This is a genomic window from Aquipuribacter sp. SD81 (genome assembly GCF_037153975.1).
In the GTDB taxonomy this organism is placed as follows: domain Bacteria; phylum Actinomycetota; class Actinomycetes; order Actinomycetales; family JBBAYJ01; genus Aquipuribacter.
Genome location: NZ_JBBAYJ010000022.1, coordinates 54039 through 73690, shown reverse-complemented (window position 1 = coordinate 73690; position 19652 = coordinate 54039). Strand labels below are relative to the sequence as shown.

Here is a 19652-nt window from a genome sequence, read left to right as displayed (position 1 = left end):
CGTGGTCGCGGCGTGCTCGGCCTGCATCCGCGAGCGCAGCTCCGCGACCGCCGCCAGCCCCACCCCGTCCACCGCCGCGGCGACCCGACCGGCCAGGCGCACCACCTCGACGAGCGCGTGGTCGTCGAGGACACCCACGTCCGGGACCGCACCGATGTCCACCAGGGCATCTGGCCGACTCGCCTCACCCGGCACCTCGACGTCCTCCGTGTCGCTGTCGACGGCGTGGGTGCTGTCGCTGCTGTCGTTGCCGTCGCAGCGCAGCAGGGCGGCCACCTGCCGGAGCACCCCCGTCACCGTCGGCCCTCCCGGACCCGGCGACCCGCTCGACTCGAACACGTGTACGAGAGTAGGCGCGACCACCGACACAACCCCCGTCCTCCGGCCTCGGTCGGACGGCCGCGAGACGCCGTGCGCTCCACGGCTACGGTCGTGCCCGTGGACACGGAGGCCGGGCGCACGGCCCCCCGCCGGTCACCGCGGTCGTCCCGACCGCCGCGGGCACCCCGCGGACCCGACGTGCTCACCATCGGTGTGGACATCGGCGGCACCAAGATCGCGGCCGGGTGCGTCACGGCCGACGGCACGGTCGTCGACCGGACCCGGCGCGACACCCCCGGCCGCAGCACCGCACCGGCCGTCGTCGAGGACACGATCCTCGACGCGGTCGGCGAGCTCACGGCCCGCCACCGCGTGCACGCCGTCGGTATCGCCGCGGCGGGCTTCGTCGCCGCCGACCGCCGGACCGTGCTGTTCGCGCCGCACCTGTCGTGGCGGCACGAGCCGCTGCGTGACGCGCTGTACCGCCGGCTGCGGCTGCCGGTCGTCGTGGAGAACGACGCGAACGCGGCCGCGTGGGCGGAGTGGCGCTTCGGAGCCGGGCGCGGCGAGAGCCACCTGCTCGTCGTCAACCTCGGCACAGGGATCGGTGGGGCCGTCGTCACCGACGGCGCGCTGCAGCGCGGCCGGTTCGGTGTGGCCGGGGAGTTCGGGCACATGCAGGTCGTGCCGGGCGGGCACCGCTGCGAGTGCGGCAACCGCGGGTGCTGGGAGCAGTACGCCAGCGGCAACGTGCTCGTGCGCGAGGCCCGGGCGCTTCTCACGAGCGGCTCCCCCGTCGCGCTCGCCCTCCGCGAGGCGACCGGCGGCGACCCCGACGCCCTCACCGGCCCGCACGTCACCCGCCTCGCGGCCGACGGGGACCCGGCGTGCGCCGAGCTGTTGGCCGAGGTGGGGCAGTGGCTCGGCGTCGGCATCGCCAACCTCGTCGCCGCCTTCGACCCCGGTCGGGTCGTCGTGGGCGGGGGCGTCTCGGAGGCGGGCGAGCTGCTCCTCGGGCCTGCGCGGCAGGCCTTCGCCCGCACCCTCACCGGCCGCGGCTTCCGGCCGGAGCCCGCGCTGCTCCGCGCCGCGCTCGGCAACGAGGCCGGGGTCGTGGGGGCCGCTGACCTCGCCCGCCCCTTCGCCCGTCGGCTCGCGCGCGCCCGCTACCGCCGCGAGCTCGCCCGGACCGCGACGACCGGCCGCTGACGCGGCTGCGCCCGGAGCGAGGACACCACCTCGACCGGGGCCCGGCCTGCCGGGTTTGCCCGCACTCCCACCGGGGCACATTCCGTGGCGTACGGCCGCGAGGGGTGGCCGCTCGAGCACGGAGGCGACGATGCTGCCGCACCACCACGGCGACCGCGCAGTCCGAACACGACGCCTTCCCGGCGTCGCCGGTCTGCCGGTCCTGGACCCGCGAGGTCGCCGCCTCGGCCGCGCGCGGGGCATCCTCCCGGGCGCCACCGCCGGCAGCCCGTCCTGGCTCGTCGTCGCGACCGGGGCGTTGGGCCTGCGCGAGGCACTGGTCCCCCTGCCGGTCGTGTCCCTCGACGGGCGCGCCGTCCGCGTCCCGTGGGGACGCGACCAGGTGAGGCACGCGCCGCGCCCGGGTGACGTGTCCGTCCTGCGCCCCGCGGACGAGCACGCCCTCAGCCACTGGTACCGCACGTCGGCGTCGGCGACGCGGTCCGACAGCGACGGCCGGGACGGCATGGCCCAGGCCGCCTGAACGGCGCGGGCCTACGGTGGACCATGGCCCGCTACTTCGACGTGCACCCCGTCGACCCGCAGCCTCGCGCCGTCGCGCAGGTCGCCGCGCTCATCCGTGACGACGCCCTCGTCGCGTACCCGACCGACTCCTGCTACGCGCTCGGCTGCCGCCTCGACAGCGTGACCGGCCCGGAGCGCATCCGCCGGATCCGGGGCCTCGACGACCGGCACCACTTCACGCTCGTGTGCGCGGACTTCGCGCAGCTCGGTCAGCTCGTCGACCTCGACAACGCCGCCTTCCGCGCCGTCAAGGCCGCCACCCCCGGCCCCTTCACCTTCATCCTCCGGGCCACCAAGGAGGTGCCGCGCCGGCTGCAGCAGCCACGCAAGAAGACGGTCGGCGTCCGCATCCCCCAGCACCCGTTCGTCTCCGCGCTGCTGCGCGAGCTCGGTGAGCCGCTGCTGTCGAGCACGCTGCTGCTGCCCGACCACGACGAGCCGATGACGGACGGCTGGGCGATCAAGGACGAGCTCGACGCGGTCCTCGACGCCGTCGTGGACGCGGGCGAGACCGGTACCGAGCCGACGACGGTCGTCGACCTGTCGACCGGCGTCGCCGAGGTCGTGCGCGTCGGGGCGGGCGACCCCGCGCGTCACGGCTGGGGCGTGGAGGAGTAGGCAGGGGTCGTGGACACCCCCTTGGACGACTCTCACCCCGGCCGCCCCGGACCCCTGGAGGACCTGCCCTACCGGTTCTCCTACGCCGTGCGGTACGCGTTGCTCGCCGTCCTCGGCCCGCCGACCCTCGCGGGCGAGGCCGACCCCCGCGTCCGCATGCGCGAGGAGAAGCGATGGCGCTGGGAGGCGAGGGCGCGCCGGCGCGGTGACTGACCCGCACCGCCTGCTCGACGACCCGGCGCCCGGTCATCACCGTCCCGGGAACGGGTAGGCGTCCGTCATGGAGCTGTCCGTCCCCGCGTCCCTGCTCGCCGCCGGCGCGGTCTCCGTCGCCCTCGCCGTCATCCACGTGTTCTCCGGTGTGCTGCGACGCCTGCCCGCGCCCGAGCGGGCCGTCGGCTCCTTCGCCGGCGGGATCTCGGTGGCCTACGTCTTCCTGCACCTGCTGCCGGAGATCGCGACCGGCAACCAGGGCGTCGCGGAGGCGCTCGACGACGTGGTCACGGAGACGCCGCTCGTGGAGCTCGCGCTGTTCGCGGTCGCGCTCACCGGCTTCGCGGTCATGTACGCGCTGGAGCACCTCGGCCGGCGTGACGGTGAGGCCCGCGCCCGGACGGGCGGGGGCAGGAGCTCGGCGCTGCTGTACCGCGCCCACCTGGGCGCCTTCGCGCTCTACAACGTGCTCATCACGTACTCGATGCCGCTGCGCTTCCGCACGGGCGTCCTCTTCGCGCTGCTCTTCGCCGTCGCCATGGCGCTGCACTTCCTGCTCACCGACCGCGGCCTGTCGGAGCACTACCCGGACCGCTTCGGTCGCTCGTCCCGGCTCGTGCTCGCGGGGGCGCTCGTCGTCGGGCTCCTCCTCGCCGCGGCCGCGGCACCCACCCGCACCCTCACGGTGTCGGTGCTCACGGCCCTGCTCGGTGGCGCGGTCCTGCTCAACGTGTTCAAGGAGGAGCTGCCCTCCAGCGGGCGCAGCAGCATGCCGTGGTTCCTCGTCGGGCTCGGCGTCTACGGGGTGCTGCTGGCCGCCGTCACCGCCGCCGAGGGGTGAGCGCCCCTCACTGGTAGGTGACGAGCACCGGCCTCGGCTCCACCTGCACGGTCTGCTCCGGGGTGAGCATCGGGGAGTCCTCGTCGACGAAGTTCTTCCAGCCCCACCACTCGATGTCGGGCGCGTAGCGCTGCAGCGTCCGCCACGTGTCCTGCTTGGCCGGCTGGGACCCCTGCCCGTCGACGTGCACGACGACCGCGACCTCGCTGCGCGAGGTGTCCAGCGACGGCAGCCCCTCGAGCATGTCGGTGCGGAACGCGTGCAGCACGAGCATCTTCTGCGGCAGCCGGTCCTCCCGGACCAGGTCCGCGAGCCAGTCCGACACCTCCTGCACCTCCTCGACGTCGACCGAGCCGATCTGGCGCAGGTGCCGCTCGTCGGGCGCGAGCCGCCACTCCGGGTCCAGCGCCAGACCGACGTGCGGCTCGCGCAGCAGCTCGGTGTACTCCTGGGCCTGGGAGAGGAAGTCCGAGCGCCCGGGCTGCAGGTCGAGGAGGACGTACTGCCCGTTCTCGCCCGCGAGGTCGACGAGCGGCCGCAGCGTCTCCAGCGACCACTCGTTGGAGTAGTCGCCGTCGTCGCCGGCCGAGCCCGACGCGACGGTGGCGATGAGCTCCAGCGCCGGCACGACGGTCCCGTCCGTGAGCGTCTCGTACTCGGCGGCGGTCTCCGCCGCGCGCTCGACGGTCGCCTCCGGCCCCTGCTCCCCCAGCACCCCCAGGCTCGAGGTGACCGGCGAGCCGTACAGGGCGACGTACGTCGGGCCGGGCAGCACGAGCTGCCCGCCGCCCGGCAGCTCGCGGCCGCTCGCCGCCGTCTCGGTGCGCCACGCGAGCGTCCCGGCGTCACCGAAGGCCGGGCCGAGGCCCACGACGACCGAGGGCGGCGCGGCCGCGACGGCCTGCACGGTGGCCGACCGGCTGCGCGGGTCCCCGTCCGGGGCGAGGAGCACCGCGGCGCCCGCCGCGCGGGCCGTGGCGACCGCCGGCACCTCGCCCGCCTCCCCCGTCGTGAGCACGAGGACGTCGGCACCGAGGCCGTCGGCCGGCGCGGTGGCGGGGAGCCCGCCGCGCCCGTCGGTCGGAGCGGCGGTACCCGGCGCGGAGCCGGTCGCGCCAGGCGGGTCGGACGGGTCCGACGTCTGCGAGGCAGCCGCCGGGGCGAGCGCCACGAGGTCGGCGACGTCCGCGGGCGACGGCGCAGGCCTGCGGAGCAGGCCCTCCAGCGCCGAAGGGTCGGCGGGCGCGGTGACGGTCTCGACGGGCAGCCCGTCGGTGTCGACGTCGCCGACGACGACCGCGGCGGTCGCGCCGAGCCGCTCGACCTCCGCCGCCACCCCGGCCGACGCCTCCGCCCCGCCGCCCCCGTCCGACGCGACCGGCGAGGGGTCGCTCCCGGCACCGGAGGGGCCCTCGTCCTGGGTCGGGGCCGACCCCTCGGCGCCGGGGGGCGCGGAGGAGGCAGGCGCGGAGGAGGCAGGCGCGGAGGACTCGGGCCGCGGGGGCGCGGGTGCGACGAGGAGGGGGACGCCGAGCGCGACGGCGACGCCGGCGGCGCGCAGCTGCTCCTCCGGCGCGTCCTCCGGCGCGAGCACGACGAGCGGCGCCGAGGCGAACAGCGCCTCGGACGTGGCGACCGCGAGCGCCGCCTGCTCCTCGGCGAGCACGGTGGTGGCCTCCGGGGCCCGCACGACGGGGACGGCGGGACCGGCCTCGGCGGCCTCGGCGGTCGCGGCAGCGGTGCCGCCGGTCGCGCCGTCGCCCGAGCCGTCCGCGGGTCGTGTCGTCCCCGTCGGCCCCGTGCAGCCCGCGGCCAGCGCGGCGACGAGCACGAGCGGCGCGAGCCGGGCCGCGGTCCCGCGACGACGGGCGGACGGGCGCGGGGGCAGAGGCGGGACCGGCATCGGCGCCACTCTCGCAGACCGCGGCGGGACGGTCCTGTCCCGCGCGCGCACGACAGCGCCCCCGCGCGCGCACGACAGCGCCCCCACGTCCGAGACGGACGGGGGGCGCTGCCGGTCGAGGCTGCTGCTCAGCGCGCGCCGCTCAGCGCGGCCCGCGGCCCCCGCCGCGTGAGGACGCGCGGACGACGACCGGGTGGTCCGCGACCACGACCACGTCACCGACCTCGGCGACGAGGTCGTGGCGTCCGAGGGCGGTGCCCGCGGGCACGCGCAGCCGGACCTCGGCGGTCCCGTCGGCGCCGACCACCACCGTGCCGAGCGGCACCGTCGTGGTCCGCCGACCGCGCTCGTCGACGAGCCGCACCTGCGCCGTCGCCCCGGCGGGGGCGCCGCTCAGCGTCGCGGTGACGTGGTCGCCCGCGGCGACGAGCCAGTCCCCGACCACGAGCGACGCGTCCGGCTCGGGCTCCGGCTCGGGCTCCGGGTCCGGGTCCGGGTCCTCGGGTGCGGCGACGAGCTCGAGCACGCCCCACCGTGACGTCGTCTGGTAGCCGAGCCCGGTCGGGTCCGCCCACGAGCGGATGCCCGTGCGGGCCCCGTCGGCGGCGTCGTTCACCTGCACGTCGAAGCCGTGGAACGTGCCGAGCCCACCGCTCTCCAGCAGGCCCACCGACGCCTCGACGACGTAGCCGCCGTCGACCACCGAGGTCGCGGAGTCGAGCCGGTTGGCCTGGAACCCCTCGTCGCCGGTGCCGAACGACACCGTGTTCTCGTACGAGATGCGGATCTGCGTGTCGTCGTAGCGGTAGGGGCCGTTGCGCACGTTGCCCGCGTCGACGAACAGCTCGACGGAGTCCTGCTGCCACGGGTCGGAGCCCGTCGCGTCGAGGACCGGGTCGCTCACCTCGGCGAGCACGTACAGCGTCTGCCCCTGCCACAGGGTGCGGACCTCGGCGGTGGCGCCGCCGGAGCCCGACACCTGCGTGTCGGTCGTGACGACCTCGGCCGAGGACCACACGTCGTCGACCTCGCCGTCGACCACCGGCGCGGTGGTCGCCTCGACGGCACGGGCGAACGACAGCGGCTCGACGAGCGTGAGCGTGCCGAGCGTCCCGGGCTCGTTCCACCCGGTGACGGTCCCGCCGTCCGTGCCGCCGCCGTCGAGCACCCGCAGGTCGAAGGCGACCGTGTCGCCCTGCGCGGCCGCGAGCGGCACGCGCAGCGCGACGCGCCAGCCGTCGTCGGTGGCCCCGGTGACGGCGCTGCCGCCGTCCCCGCCGCTCACCGTGCCGTCGCGCGCGACCCGCCACGTGCTCTCCCCGACGGCCACCTCGACGGCGTCCCCGCCGTCGACCGTCGTGTCGGCGACCTCGGCGTAGACCGTGAGCGCGTCGCCGCCCCAGCGCAGCTGGAAGTCGGCGGCCTGCTCGACCGGGAGCAGCGGGAGCCGGTCCCACGTCGCCGCGTCGAGGGCGCCCGCGAGCGGCACGTCCTCGGCGAAGACGACCGCCGTGCGCTGCCGCTGGGGCAGGTCGAGGTCGGCGGCGCCGTAGAACGCGGGCTTCGCCTGCAGGGCGTCGTCGAACAGCAGCGGCCCGCCGTTCGCGGCGCGCCACGAGCGCCCGTCCGTCAGGCCCCAGACCGTGACGGAGTACAGCGAGTCGGCGTGCTCGCGGAAGATCCGGAACGCGTCGCGGTAGTAGTACCCCTGGTCGACGAAGCGCGCCTGCGTCTCCGGGGTGCCGGTCGTGACGTCGAGCTCGGTGACGGCCTGCTGCACGGGCAGGTCCTCGAAGCGGACGATCGCGTCCTCGAGCGCCTGGACGGGCACCGACAGGCTGACGTGGAACTGGTGGCCCACGCCGTCCAGCGGCACGCCGCGGGCGAGCAGCCGCTCGACGAGCGCGCGGTAGCGGCCCTGCTTGCCCAGCTGCTCGGTGTTGTAGTCGTTGATGAACAGCGCGACCGGGCGGTCGGTCCCCTCCGCGGCGTAGACGTCGTTGAACGCCTCGTCGGCGTAGGCGAAGGCGAGGTCGACGAACTCCTCCCCCAGCACGCGGTACCACTCGCTGCGGCGCATGCCGTCGGAGAACTCACCGGAGTCGGAGATGACCTCGTTGACGACGTCCCACGCCACGAGCGGGTTCGTGTCGCTGCCGAAGGCGCCGTAGCGCTCGGCGAGCACCTCGGCGACGGAGAAGACGTGCGTGCGCATGCGCTGGCGCAGCAGCTCCTTGTCGGCCTCGCTCGTGGTGAGCGGGCTGCCGTCGGCGGCGGTGAAGAACCACGCGGGCGTCTGGCTGTGCCATACGAGCACGTGGCCGTAGACGCGCAGGTCCTCCTCGGCGGCGAAGTCGAGGACCGCCTGCGCCTGCGGGTGCAGCCGGAAGCTGTCCGGCCCGTCCCCGGCGTAGAACGCCTCGGGCTTCATGTGGTTCTCGTGCGACACCTGGTCGAAGTGCCGGGTGAGCAGCTCCGCCGCCGCACCCGTCGTCTCGCGCTCGTCGATGGCGACCCCCACCGGGAACGGCACGGTCTCCTTCAGCGGGGTGAGGTCCTGCACCTCGGGCGCGTCCTGCGGCGTGACGGTGACGTCGTCGACGAGGAAGCTGCCCGCCGAGCCGTCCGGGTACCGCGTCTCGAGGTAGAGGAACAGGCTGTCGGCGGCCGGCACCTGGTAGGTCGCGGTGACCTGCGTCCAGTCCGAGGCGGTGACGCCGCTGAACTGGCCGACGGTGTCGTACGAGGTCGCGCCGCCGCCCGTGCGCTGCACCGACAGCCACACGTCGTCCGGCGTCGCACCGGGCGCGAAACGCACCCACGCGGAGACCTCGTACGTCGTGCCCGTCGTCATGAGACCCGTGACGTCGCGGCCGATGCCGTCGCCCTGCGTCGTGCGCCCGCTGACGAGGGCGCTCTGCGCGCCGGTGCGCGCGAAGTCGGTGGTGACCGCGACGGTCGGGTCGCCGTCGGCGTCCCCGCGCGGCACCCAGCCGTCCAGACCGTCCTCGAAGGACGTCGACAGGCCCGGTCCGACGGGTCCGCCCGGCTCGCCGTCCGGGTCGTCACCGGCGCCGCCCACGGGCAGGGAGAACGTCCAGCCGTCGGCGACCTTCTCCGCGAGGACCGTCTCCAGGGCCGCCACGGTCCCGGAGCGGTCGCCGCCGCCGTCGTGTACGAGCACGACCGCGCCGGGCTGCCACGCCTCGCGCAGGTTCGCGGTCAGCGTCGGCACGGACAGGTCGTTGCCGTCCCAGTCGAAGATCACGTTGCCGAGGCCGAGCGGCTGCATGCCGAGCGCGGCCGCGACCTCGCCGGTCACACCCCAGCTGCCGTTGGGCGCGCGGAAGTACGGCACCGGCGCGTCGGGGTCGCCGAGCGCCTCGCGGATGATCGCGAGGTTCGCCTTCAGGTCGGCCTCGACCTGCGCCTGCGTGAACGCGCCCATGTCGGCGTAGGACGTGGAGTGGTTGCACAGCGTGTGCCCCTCCGCCACGATCCGCCGGAGGATCTCCGCCCCGCCCGGCGCGGTGACAGTCTGGCCGATGACGCAGAACGTCGCCGTCACGTCGTAGGCGGCGAGAAGGTCGAGGACGGCCTCGGTCTCGCCGGGGTTCGGCCCGTCGTCGAGCGTGAGGGCGACGACGTCGCCGGTCCCGCGGGCCGCGGCGCGCGGCGTGGTCGTCGGGTCGCTCGCACCACCCGGCACGAAGTCGGGGTCCGGCGTCGGCTCCCACGGCTCGCCGTCGGCCGCCTCGCCCGTGATGACGAGGTCGTCGAGGAGGTAGTCGTACGGACCCTCGAGGGCGCCCGTGCCGAGGTAGACGCGCTGCGTCGCGGTGTCGGCGTCCGCCGGCACCGTGTACGTGCCGGTGACGGTCGTCCACGCCGCCGCGCTCATCGTCGTGTTCCCCACCCACGTGTACGCGGGCTCGACGACGAACCGCACGCCGGCGCTGCCGGCCGTGCCGTCGGCGAGCCGCGCCCGCGCGGAGAACGTGTACGTCTCCCCCGGCGCCAGCAGCCCGCCCGGCGACTTCACGCCGTCGTAGTCGTTGGCGCGACCGGACACGAGCAGCGCGCGCCCGCCGTCCTCGCCCGCGCCGTCGACGACCTGAAGCGTCGCGTCGCCGTTCTGGACCCAGGGACCGGTGGTCCCGTCCTCGAAGTCCGTGGCCACGAGGACCTGCGGGTCCTCCGCGGCCGCGGCGCCCGCCGGTGCCTGCACGGCCGCCCCCGTCCCGGTCCCCACGAGGAGGGCGACGACCGCCGCCCCCCACCTGTTCCTGCTGTGCCTGCCTCGCATCGTCATCGCCCCTTCGCGACTCGTGTGCTGGGTGTGCTGGGTGTGCTGGGTGTGCTGGGTGTGCTGGTGTGCTGGGTGTGCTGGATGCCGGACGTGCTTGGTCAGCCGACCTCGACGGTCGTGAACCGGTCGTCGGCCGTCGTCACCTCGTGGACGTCGCCGACGAGCTCGACGCGGGCCTCGCCCGCGCGGTCGGCGCAGGAGCGCCCGACCCACACCTCGAGCGCGCCCGGCTCCACGACCCGGCGCAGCCGCCGGTCGGAGAAGGCGAGCCGCGCCGTCGGCACGGAGAAGCGGACCGTCGCCTCCTCGCCCGGGCCCAGCGGCACCCGGGCGAAGCCGAGCAGCTGGGCGACGGGCCGCGTGACGGACGCGACGACGTCGTGCCCGTACAGCTGGACGACCTCGGTCCCGGACCGCTCGCCGTCGTTGCGGACACGGGCGGTCACTTCGACCCGCCCGCCGGTCGGCGCGACCGGTGCCGCCTCCACCGACAGGTACGAGAAGCTCGTGTACGTGAGCCCGTGCCCGAACGGCAGGGCCGGCGCGCTGTCGAGCGTCGTCACCGACGAGGACCCGCCGAGCCGCGGGTGGAGGTAGGAGTACGGCTGCGCGCCGGCGGAGCGCGGCATGCTGACCGGCAGCCGGCCGGACGGCTCGACCCGACCCGTGAGGATCCCCGCGAGGGCGCGGCCGCCCTCCTCGCCGGGGAAGAACGCCTGCACGACGGCCGCGCAGCGCGCGAGCGCCCAGTCCACGGCGTACGGGCGACCGGAGAGCAGGACGAGGACCACGGGCGTGCCCGTCGACAGGACCGCCTCCACGAGCTCGCGCTGCACGCCCGGCAGCTCGAGGTCGTCGCGGTCGCAGCCCTCCCCGACCGTCCCGCGGCCGAAGAGACCCGCCTGGTCGCCGACCACGACGACGGCGACGTCGGCGCCGCGGACCACCTCGACCGCGCCGGGGATGCGCGTGCGGTCGGCGTCGTCGACCCCGCAGCCGGCCACGTGCACGACCTCGCTGGGGCCGAGGGCCGGCTCGTCGCGCAGCGCCTCGAGCACCGTCGGCGCCTCGAGCCCGGCGGGGGTGCCCGGGTGCTGCGGGAGCACGTGGTTGACGAAGGAGTAGCAGCCGAACAGCGCGTCGGAGCGGTCGGCGTTCGGGCCGACCACGGCGACCCGCGCCGGTGCGGCCCGACCGGGCGCCGTCAGCGGCAGCGTGCCGTCGTTGGCGAGCAGCACGACCGACTCCTCCGCGAGCCGCCCCGCGAGCGCCCGGTGCCCGGGCGGGTCGAGGTCGGGGACCTCGGTGGAGGACACGAGCGCGTCGAGGCGCTCGAGGTAGCTGCCGTCGAGCAGGCCGAGCGCCTCCTTCTGGCGCAGCACGCGGAGCACGGCGACGTCGACGACCTCCTCCGGCACGCGCCCGTCGCGGACGGCCGCCTCGAGCGGGTCGAGGTAGGCGTTGCCGGTGGGCAGCTCGACGTCGACCCCGGCCACGAGCGCCTGCCGGGCGGCGTCGGCCAGGTCGGCGGCCACCTCGTGCAGCGTGTGGAGGAACGCGACCCCGAAGTAGTCGGCGACCACGGTGCCCTCGAAGCCCCACCGCTCGCGCAGCAGGCCTGTGAGCAGGTCGCGGTCGGCCGCGGCCGGGACGCCGTCGACCTCGGCGTAGGAGTGCATGACGCTGGCGACGCCACCGTCGAGCACCGCCATCTCGAAGGGCGGCAGCAGGACGTCGGCCACCTCGCGCGGCCCCGCGCTCACCGGGCCGAGGTTGCGCCCGCCGCGCGAGCCGGAGTAGCCGACGAAGTGCTTGAGCGTCGCGTGGACGCCCGCGGCCTGCAGCCCCCGCACGTAGGCGGTGCCGACGACGCCCACGAGGTACGGGTCCTCCCCGATGCACTCGTCGACGCGGCCCCAGCGCGGGTCGCGGACGACGTCGAGGACCGGCGCGAGCCCCTGGTGGACGCCGAGGCCCGCCATGGACCCGCCGATCGCCGTCGCCGTCTCCTCGACGAGGGCGGGGTCGAAGCTCGCGCCCCAGGCCAGCGGGGTGGGGAAGGTCGCCGCCTGCCACGCCGCGAGGCCGGTGAGGCACTCCTCGTGGGCGATCGCGGGGATGCCGAGGCGCGTGCGCTCGACGAGCCAGCGCTGCGCGTCGCGCAGGGCGCGCCGACCGACCGCGGGCGTGACCGGGCGCGTGCCGAACACGCGGGTGAGGTGGCCGAGCCCGTCGGTGGCGAACTCCTCGAACGGGGGCGCGGTGTCGCCGATCATGGCGTCCTGCAGCGGGGCGACGACGTCGCCGTCCTCGCCGGCGCCCACCCACAGGCCCACGAGCTGCGCGAGCTTCTCCCGCAGCGTCATGCACCCCAGCAGGTCCTCCGGGCGCCGGGCCGTCCCCGACGCGCGCACGAGTGCCGTCATCCCTTCACCGCTCCCGTCAGGCCGCCGACGATGCGCTTCTGCGCGAGCAGGAAGAACACGAGCGCCGGCACCATGGCCAGCGACGTGAACGCGAGGACGGCGGCGGTGTCCTGCGTGTACTGCGTGGAGAACGTGGCGACGCCCAGCGGCAGCGTGTACGAGTCCGGCTGGCTCAGGACGAGCAGCGGGAGCAGGTACGCGTTCCACGACTGGACGAAGGCGAGCACGCCGACCGTGACGAGCGCGGGCAGCGACAGCGGCAGGGCGATGCGCCAGAAGAACCCGAGCCGCGAGCAGCCGTCGACGGCGGCCGCGTCCTCCAGCTCGTCGGGCAGCGCCCGCAGGAACGGCCGGAGGATGACGATGGTCATGGGCAGCGCGAAGGCGGCCTGCGGCAGCGCGACGCCCAGCACGTTGTCCGTCAGCTGCAGCTGTCGCAGCAGCAGGAACAGCGGCAGGATCGCCACCGTCAGCGGGAAGAGCAGCCCGAGGGTGAAGAAGGTCGCGAGCGTCTCGCGCCCGGTGAACCGGTAGCGGCTCAGCGCGTAGGCGGCCATGACGCCGAAGGTGACGACGACGAGGGTCGTGACCCCCGCGACGAGCGTGGAGTTCCACGCCTGCACCCAGAACGACCCCGACGTCAGCACGCGGCGGTAGTTGTCGAGCACCCACGGGTCGGGCAGCGCCACCGGGTCGGCCGCGAGCTGGCCCGTGGTGCGGAACGCCCCCAGCACCGCGTACACGACCGGGGCGATCGTGCCGAGGACGACGAGCGCCGCGACGACGTAGACGGGCGCGTTGGAGCCGCGCGCCCCGCCGGAGCGGGGTCGGCGGGTGCGGGCGGGCGCGGGTGCGGACGCGCCGGCGCCCGTGCGGTCGGTGGTCGTGGCGGTCATCGGCCCCTCCGGCGGCTGCGCCCGGCGCCGGCCCGCGAGGACGAGTCGGCGTTGTCGCGGCGCAGCACGAGCTGCTGGTAGGTGATGGCGAGCAGGAACGAGATGGCGAACAGGCACACGGCGACGGCGGAGCCGTAGCCGAAGCGGAAGCGCTCGAAGCCCTGCGACACGAGGTAGGTGGCCATGGTGCTGCTGGCCCCGGCGGGGCCCCCGCCCGTCATGATCCACACCATGTCGAAGAGCTGGAGCGAGCCGATCATCGACAGGAAGACCCAGATCCGGATCGTCGGTCCCAGCAGGGGGATCGTGATGCTGCGCTGCGTCTGCCACCACGAGGCGCCGTCGAGGGCGGCCGCCTCGTGCAGGTCCTGCGGCACGCCCTGCAGCCCCGCGAGGAACAGGATGATCGCGAAGCCGACGTACTTCCACGTCAGCACGACGAGCAGGGTGAACAGCACGACGTCGGTGTCGCCGAGCCACAGCTGGCGCAGGCCGTCGAGGCCGACCAGCCGGAGCGTCTCGTCGACGAAGCCGTTCGGCTGCAGCATGAGCAGCCAGATGACGCCGGCGACGACCTCGGCGAGCACGTAGGGGACGAAGACGACGGTGCGCAGCAGCCCGCGCCCGCGGATCTCGCGGTTGAGCAGCAGCGCGATGCCGAGCCCGAGCGGCAGCTGCACGACGATCGACAGCACGACGATGACGAGGTTGTGCCAGACGGCCCGGCGGAACTCCGGGTCGCCGAGCACCTGCTCGTAGTTGCCGAGGCCGATGATCTGGTCGCGCGCCTCCAGGCCGTTCCAGTTGTAGATGCTGTAGTACGCGGCCTGGACCATCGGCAGCACGACGAACAGCAGGAACAGCGCGAGCGCCGGCAGGACGAGGAGCGCGACCTCTGCGCGCCGCTGCCAGTCGTTGCTCAGCGGGCTCCGCCGGCGCCGGGCGGGGGCCGCCGGCCGTGCAGGGGCACGGCCGGCAGCCTCGCTCGTGAGGGAGGGGGTGCTCACAGGCGCGTCACGCGTTCGCGGCGGCCTGCTCGACAGCGGTGACGACGTCCTTGGGCGTCGCCTGGCCGGCGAAGAGCTGGGCGACCGCCTCGTTGAGGGCGCCACCGATGTTGGGCCCGTAGGCCGTGTCGAGGTACAGCTGCGTGTACGGCGCCTCGTCACGGACGGACACGAGCTCGACGAGGTTCTCGTCGCCGATCGAGTCCTGGGTGCCCTGCACGGTGGGGATGCCGACGCCGGTCTCGCCGAACGCCCGCTGGTTCTCCTCGTTGAGCACGAACGCGAGGAAGTCGGTGCACTCCGGCGGCGCGGACGCCGAGCACGAGTACCCGTCGCCGCCGCCGAGGGTCGCGGTGGGCTCACCCTCGCCGGTGGAGCTCGTGGGGAACGGGAACCAGCCGAGGTCCTCGCCGAGGCCCTCCTGGTCCGGGGTGAGCCCCGCCATGACGCTGGGGTTCCAGTGGCCCATGAGCTCCATCGCGACCTCGCCGTTGGCGAGCAGGCCCGCGGAGCTCGTCGCGCCCTGCTGGGCCGACGTGCCGAGGAAGCCCTCGTTGAAGGGCTCCGCCTGGACGATGGTCTGGACGAGCTCGCCGGCGCGCACGAAGCACGGGTCGGAGAAGTCGAACGTGCGCCCGGCCTCCTCCAGCACCGCCTGGTCGCACTCGCGGACGGCCGCGTAGTACCACCAGTGCGCGGCGGGCCACTGGTCGGCGGCGCCGACGGCGGCGGGGGTGATGCCGGCGTCCTTCAGCTGCTGGACGACGTCGAGGAACTCCTCGACGGTCTCCGGCGGGTCGGTGATGCCGGCCTCCTCGAAGAGCGCCTGGTTGTACCAGACGCCGACCACGCCGAGGCTGAACGGCAGGCCGTAGGTCTGGCCCTCGACCTGCCAGCCGGCGGCGCTGCCGCCGATGGCCTCGATCGTGTCCGGGATCTCCTCGTCCAGCGGCATGAGCAGCCCGGCGTCGACCTGCTGCTGCATCTCGCCGCCACCCCACTGCTGGAACAGGTCCGGCGGGTCGTTGGACTGCAGCGCGGCGGTGAGCCGGGTCCGCAGGTCCTCGTTCTGCAGCGCGCTGATCTCGATGGTGACGTTCGGGTTCTCCTCCTCGTAGGCGTCGGCGACGCCCTGCCAGTAGGACAGCGCCGGGTCCTGGTTGCCGTTGTGCCACCAGGTGAGGGTCACCGGCTCGCCGCTGCCCCCCGCGGAGGCACCGGAGCCCGCGGCCCCGGTGGCGTCGTCGGCCGCACCGCCGTCACCGCTGCAGGCGGCGAGGAGCGTGAGGCCAAGGCCCAGGGCGACGGCCTTGGCGGCGGCGGCCCGGGTGATCCGTGTCGTGCTCGTCATCGTTGATCGTCACTTCCTTGTCGGCGTCGACAGGTGCGGTCACGGGTTAGGTTGCCCGCCAACCGAATGCATGTCAATCGTTATCGATAACGTTTTACACACGATAGGGTCCTCGGCATGGCCGGACCCCGGGTGACGATCACCGACGTCGCGCGCAGAGCGGGCGTCTCGGTCGCCACGGTCTCCAAGGTCATCAACGGCCGCTACGGCGTGGCCGCGACGACCACCTCGCGGGTGCAGGAGGTCATCGACGCGCTGGGCTACGAGTCGAGCCTCGTCGCCCGGAGCCTGCGCTCGCACCGCACCGGTGTCATCGGCATCCTCGTCGCGGAGTTCGAGCCGTTCAGCACCGAGATCCTCAAGGGCGCGGCCCGTGCGGTGAAGGGCAGCGGCTACGAGCTGCTCGCGTACTCCGGCGGGCGCGGCGGTGACGACGTGGGCTGGGAGCGCCGGTACCTGTCCCGTCTCAGCGGCACCCTCATCGACGGGGCGGTGCTCGTGACCCCGACCGTCGTGGACCCCGACGGGGCCGTGCCCGTCGTCGCGGTCGACCCGCACACCGGCCCGGCCGGCATGCCGACGGTCGACTCCGACAACTCCCGCGGTGCGGTGCTCGCCGTCGAGCACCTGCTCGCCCTCGGCCACCGGCGCATCGGCCACCTCGCCGGCCGCCCGGACCTGGAGTCCTCCCGCCTGCGCGAGGAGGGCTACCGTGCCGCGCTCGCGGCCGCCGGCGTGGCGGTCGAGGAGTCGCTCGTGCTCGTCGGCGGCTACCGCGAGGAGAGCGCCGCCGGCCCGGCCCGCGAGCTGCTCGCCCGCCCTGACCGCCCCACCGCCGTCTTCGCCGCGAACGACATGTCCGCCATCGCCGTGGTCGGGGCGGCGCGCGAGCTCGGGCTGTCGGTGCCGCACGACCTGTCGGTCGTCGGGTTCGACAACGTGCCCGAGGCGGCCTTCACCTCCCCGCCGCTCACGACGGTGAGCCAGCCGATGCAGCGGATGGGCGCCGAGGGCGTCGAGCTGCTGCTGCACCTGCTCGCCGGGCGCGACGAGCGCGACGTGCACGTGCGCCTGCCCACCGAGCTCGTCGAGCGCGCCACGACCTGCCCGCCCGCCGTGGGCCGGATGGCCTCGTGAGCGGCGCGCCGGCGCACCGCACCTCGACGACGACGCTGACGGTGCGCCGCCCCGACGGCTCCCCGCTCGCGCACGCCGACGTCGAGGTGGAGCAGCGCCGCCACGCGGTCCAGTTCGGCTGCACGGGCTTCGACGCGCCCGGCCTGCCGGGCGAGGCGCACCTCGAGGAGCTGTGGCTCGGGCTGTTCGACACCGCGACGCTGCCGTTCTACTGGGCCGGGTTCGAGCCGGAGCGCGGGCGCCCCCGCACCGCAGAGCTGCTCGGGCTCGCCCGGTGGTTCGCCGACCGCGGCGTGCGGCTCAAGGGCCACCCGCTCGCGTGGCACTCGCTGGCCCCGCGCTGGCTCGACGACCTCGGCACCGACGAGGTCGAGGCCGCGCTGCGGGCCCGCATCCGGCGGGACGTCACGGACTTCCGCGGCCTCGTCGGCACGTGGGACGCCATCAACGAGGTCGTCATCCTGCCGGTGTTCGACAACGAGGCCGCCCTCGAGGGACCGGACCGCGCCCCCAACGCCCTCACGCGGCTGTGCCGCGAGCGCGGCCGCATCGCGACGGTCCGGCTCGCCTTCGACGAGGCACGGGCCGCCGACCCCGGCGCCACGCTCGTGCTCAACGACTTCGACCTGTCGACGGCCTACGAGTGCCTCGTGGAGGGCGTGCTCGAGGCCGGCGTGCAGGTCGACGCGCTCGGCCTGCAGACCCACATGCACCAGGGCTGGTGGGGCGTCGAGCGCACGACCGAGGTGCTCGACCGCTTCGCCCGCTACGGCCTGCCGCTGCACCTCACCGAGACGACGCTGCTGTCGGGCGACCTCATGCCCGCAGACGTCGAGGACCTCAACGACCACCAGCCGGAGCACTGGCCCTCGACGCCGGAGGGCGAGGCGCGGCAGGCCGACGAGCTCGTGCGGCACGTCGAGGCGCTCATGGCGCACCCGTCCGTCGAGGCCTTCACGTACTGGGGCCTCACGGACACCGGCGCCTGGCTGGGCGCGCCCGCCGGGCTCGTGCGCCGCGACGGCACGCCCAAGCCCGCGTACGACGCGCTGCGCTCGCTCGTGCGCGGCGAGTGGTGGCACGCCCGGCGCGGCTACCGCACCGACGCCGACGGCCGGGTGCGGGTGACCGGCTGGCGCGGGGACTACGCCCTGCTCCTCGGGGGCAGGAGCGTCGACTTCGCAGTGACGGTCGACGGCCACGCCGACGTCACGCTGCCGTCCTGACCGAAGGTCCACCCCACCCCGCGAGGAGAGCCCCGTGACCGAGCCCGCCCGCCGCGCGACCGTCTCGCTGGCCCGGGACTTCACCGTCGGCCCGGTGCCGCCGCGGCTGTTCGGCTCGTTCGTGGAGCACATGGGCCGCAGCGTGTACACCGGCATCTACGAGCCGGGGCACCCCAGCGCCGACGAGCACGGCCTGCGCGGTGACGTGCTCGACCTCGTGCGGGACCTCGGACCGGCGGTCGTGCGCTACCCGGGCGGCAACTTCGTGTCCGGGTACGACTGGGAGGACGGGGTCGGGCCCGTCGGGGACCGGCCGCGCCGCCTGGACCGGGCGTGGCGCTCGGTCGAGACCAACGAGTTCGGCCTGTCGGAGTTCGTGCGCTGGGCCGGCCTCGTCGGCACGGAGCCGATGATGGCGGTGAACCTCGGCACCCGTGGCGTGCAGGAGGCGTGCGACCTGCTGGAGTACGCCAACCACCCCAGCGGGACGCGGCTTTCGGACCTGCGCCGCGCCCACGGCGACGCCGACCCGTACGGGATCCGGCTGTGGTGCCTCGGCAACGAGATGGACGGCCCCTGGCAGGTCGGGCACAAGACCGCGCACGAGTACGGCCGCCTCGCGGCGGAGACCGCCCGCGCGATGCGCCTCGTCGACCCCGGCGTCGAGCTCGTCGCGTGCGGCTCCTCCGCCCGCTCGATGCCGACGTTCGGGGAGTGGGAGCGGGTCGTGCTGGAGGAGTGCTACGACCAGGTCGACCACGTCTCCGCCCACGCCTACTACGAGGAGCACGAGGGCCCGCACGGCCTGGCCGACTTCCTCGCCTGCGCCGCGGACCTCGACGCCTTCGTCGAGCAGGTCGTCGCGACCGCCGACGCCGTGCGCGCGCGCGGCCGGCACGCGAAGCGGCTCACGGTCTCCTTCGACGAGTGGAACGTCTGGTACATGAGCCGGCACCTCGGCTCCGACGTCGCGCAGGGCCGCAGCGAGTGGCGGGTCGCGCCGCGCGTCATCGAGGACGAGTACTCCGTCACCGACGCCGTCGTCGTCGGCACGCTGCTGCACGCGCTGCTGCGTCACGCCGACCGCGTGGCGATCGGCTGCCAGGCGCAGCTGGTCAACGTCATCGGCCTGCTGCGCAGCGAGCCCGGCGGCCCCGCGTGGAAGCAGACGACGGCGCTGCCCTTCGAGCGCGTGCGGCGCCACGCCCTCGGCGACGTCCTGCTCGCCCGCCCCGGCGGCGACCGGCACACCAGCGACGCGTACGGCGACGTCCCGGTCGTCGACGCCGCGGCGACGTGGGAGACCGAGGGCGGCACCCTGTCGCTGTTCCTCGCCAACCGCGACGCCACGGCACCGACCGCGGTGACGGTCGACCTCCACGGCTTCCCGTCCCTGCGTCCCCTCGACGCCGTCGCGCTCGACGCGCCCGACGGCGACCGGCACGCGAGCAACACGCTCGAGCGGCCCGGCCGGGTCGCGCTGCGACCGCTCGACGGGGTGGTGTGCGACGCGCCGGAGCGGGGCACGGCGAGCGCCGAGGTGGTGCTGCCGCCGCTGTCGTGGGCGCACGTCCGGCTCGTGCGCCGCTGAGCGGGTCGTCGGGCAGGCGTCGGTCCGGGCCGGCGCGGGT

15 protein-coding genes are annotated in these 19652 nt (G+C 75.1%); 8 read left to right on the top strand and 7 right to left on the bottom strand.

Translation table 11 applies throughout. From position 1 onward, the window contains the following. The coding region (locus tag WAA21_RS13780) for a hypothetical protein (protein WP_336923395.1) at positions 1-339 on the bottom strand (339 nt) is incomplete at its 3' end. 180 nt (positions 340-519) lie between these two features. Between WAA21_RS13780 and WAA21_RS13775 the strand changes: the two genes are divergently transcribed. The 5 genes from WAA21_RS13775 (at position 520) to WAA21_RS13755 (ending at position 3766) form a co-directional block, all read left to right on the top strand. Then, positions 520-1530 (top strand): ROK family glucokinase, encoded by a 1011-nt coding sequence (locus tag WAA21_RS13775; RefSeq protein ID WP_336923394.1) that lies wholly within the window; start codon positions 520-522, stop codon positions 1528-1530. A gap of 130 nt (positions 1531-1660) precedes the next feature. After that, on the top strand, positions 1661-2053 hold the full coding sequence (locus WAA21_RS13770; protein ID WP_336923393.1) for a hypothetical protein: 393 nt from the start codon (positions 1661-1663) through the stop codon (positions 2051-2053). Positions 2054-2076: 23 nt separating this feature from the next. Next, positions 2077-2712: an L-threonylcarbamoyladenylate synthase gene (locus tag WAA21_RS13765; protein WP_336923392.1), complete on the top strand. Its 636-nt coding sequence runs from the start codon at positions 2077-2079 to the stop codon at positions 2710-2712. 9 nt (positions 2713-2721) lie between these two features. Continuing rightward, entirely contained in the window at positions 2722-2925 is a 204-nt protein-coding gene (locus tag WAA21_RS13760) for a hypothetical protein (RefSeq protein ID WP_336923391.1), read from the top strand. Between the two features lie 67 nt (positions 2926-2992). Next, positions 2993-3766: a hypothetical protein gene (locus WAA21_RS13755; protein ID WP_336923390.1), complete on the top strand. Its 774-nt coding sequence runs from the start codon at positions 2993-2995 to the stop codon at positions 3764-3766. 7 nt (positions 3767-3773) lie between these two features. Here WAA21_RS13755 and WAA21_RS13750 read toward each other — a convergent pair whose 3' ends face one another. The 6 genes from WAA21_RS13750 to WAA21_RS13725 all read right to left on the bottom strand — a co-directional run bounded on the left by WAA21_RS13750 (position 3774) and on the right by WAA21_RS13725 (position 15658). Continuing rightward, positions 3774-5669 (bottom strand): hypothetical protein, encoded by a 1896-nt coding sequence (locus tag WAA21_RS13750; RefSeq protein WP_336923389.1) that lies wholly within the window; start codon positions 5667-5669, stop codon positions 3774-3776. 142 nt (positions 5670-5811) lie between these two features. After that, the gene (locus WAA21_RS13745) at positions 5812-9897 is read right to left on the bottom strand and encodes an endo-1,4-beta-xylanase (RefSeq protein ID WP_336923388.1); all 4086 of its coding nucleotides are present in this window, start codon (positions 9895-9897) and stop codon (positions 5812-5814) included. Between the two features lie 179 nt (positions 9898-10076). Continuing rightward, positions 10077-12404, bottom strand: coding sequence for a glycoside hydrolase family 3 N-terminal domain-containing protein (locus tag WAA21_RS13740; RefSeq protein ID WP_336923387.1), 2328 nt, complete (start codon positions 12402-12404; stop codon positions 10077-10079). Next, positions 12401-13300 (bottom strand): carbohydrate ABC transporter permease, encoded by a 900-nt coding sequence (locus WAA21_RS13735; RefSeq protein WP_336923386.1) that lies wholly within the window; start codon positions 13298-13300, stop codon positions 12401-12403. The genes WAA21_RS13740 and WAA21_RS13735 overlap by 4 nt, the downstream gene beginning before the upstream one ends. After that, positions 13297-14307 (bottom strand): carbohydrate ABC transporter permease, encoded by a 1011-nt coding sequence (locus WAA21_RS13730; protein WP_336923385.1) that lies wholly within the window; start codon positions 14305-14307, stop codon positions 13297-13299. The genes WAA21_RS13735 and WAA21_RS13730 overlap by 4 nt, the downstream gene beginning before the upstream one ends. Positions 14308-14314: 7 nt before the next feature. Then, complete coding sequence (locus tag WAA21_RS13725; protein WP_336923384.1) at positions 14315-15658, bottom strand: ABC transporter substrate-binding protein; 1344 nt, start codon at positions 15656-15658, stop codon at positions 14315-14317. A 117-nt stretch (positions 15659-15775) separates the two neighbouring features. Between WAA21_RS13725 and WAA21_RS13720 the strand changes: the two genes are divergently transcribed. From WAA21_RS13720 to arfA, 3 genes are read left to right on the top strand one after another with little or no spacing between them, the layout of a single operon-like run. Beyond that, entirely contained in the window at positions 15776-16795 is a 1020-nt protein-coding gene (locus WAA21_RS13720; protein ID WP_336923383.1) for a LacI family DNA-binding transcriptional regulator, read from the top strand. After that, on the top strand, positions 16792-18021 hold the full coding sequence (locus tag WAA21_RS13715; RefSeq protein ID WP_336923382.1) for an endo-1,4-beta-xylanase: 1230 nt from the start codon (positions 16792-16794) through the stop codon (positions 18019-18021). The genes WAA21_RS13720 and WAA21_RS13715 overlap by 4 nt, the downstream gene beginning before the upstream one ends. Before the next feature lie 34 nt (positions 18022-18055). Then, on the top strand, positions 18056-19612 hold the full coding sequence (gene arfA, locus WAA21_RS13710; protein WP_336923381.1) for an arabinosylfuranosidase ArfA: 1557 nt from the start codon (positions 18056-18058) through the stop codon (positions 19610-19612). Positions 19613-19652: the final 40 nt, after the last annotated feature.

Coding starts and splice junctions, on each gene's coding strand:
- WAA21_RS13770 (WP_336923393.1), top strand. CDS start 1,661: ATGCTGCCGCACCACCACGGCGACCGCGCAGTCCGAACACGACGCCTT.
- WAA21_RS13765 (WP_336923392.1), top strand. CDS start 2,077: ATGGCCCGCTACTTCGACGTGCACCCCGTCGACCCGCAGCCTCGCGCC.
- WAA21_RS13755 (WP_336923390.1), top strand. CDS start 2,993: ATGGAGCTGTCCGTCCCCGCGTCCCTGCTCGCCGCCGGCGCGGTCTCC.
- WAA21_RS13750 (WP_336923389.1), bottom strand. CDS start 5,669: ATGCCGGTCCCGCCTCTGCCCCCGCGCCCGTCCGCCCGTCGTCGCGGG.
- WAA21_RS13740 (WP_336923387.1), bottom strand. CDS start 12,404: ATGACGGCACTCGTGCGCGCGTCGGGGACGGCCCGGCGCCCGGAGGAC.
- WAA21_RS13735 (WP_336923386.1), bottom strand. CDS start 13,300: ATGACCGCCACGACCACCGACCGCACGGGCGCCGGCGCGTCCGCACCC.
- WAA21_RS13725 (WP_336923384.1), bottom strand. CDS start 15,658: ATGACGAGCACGACACGGATCACCCGGGCCGCCGCCGCCAAGGCCGTC.
- WAA21_RS13720 (WP_336923383.1), top strand. CDS start 15,776: ATGGCCGGACCCCGGGTGACGATCACCGACGTCGCGCGCAGAGCGGGC.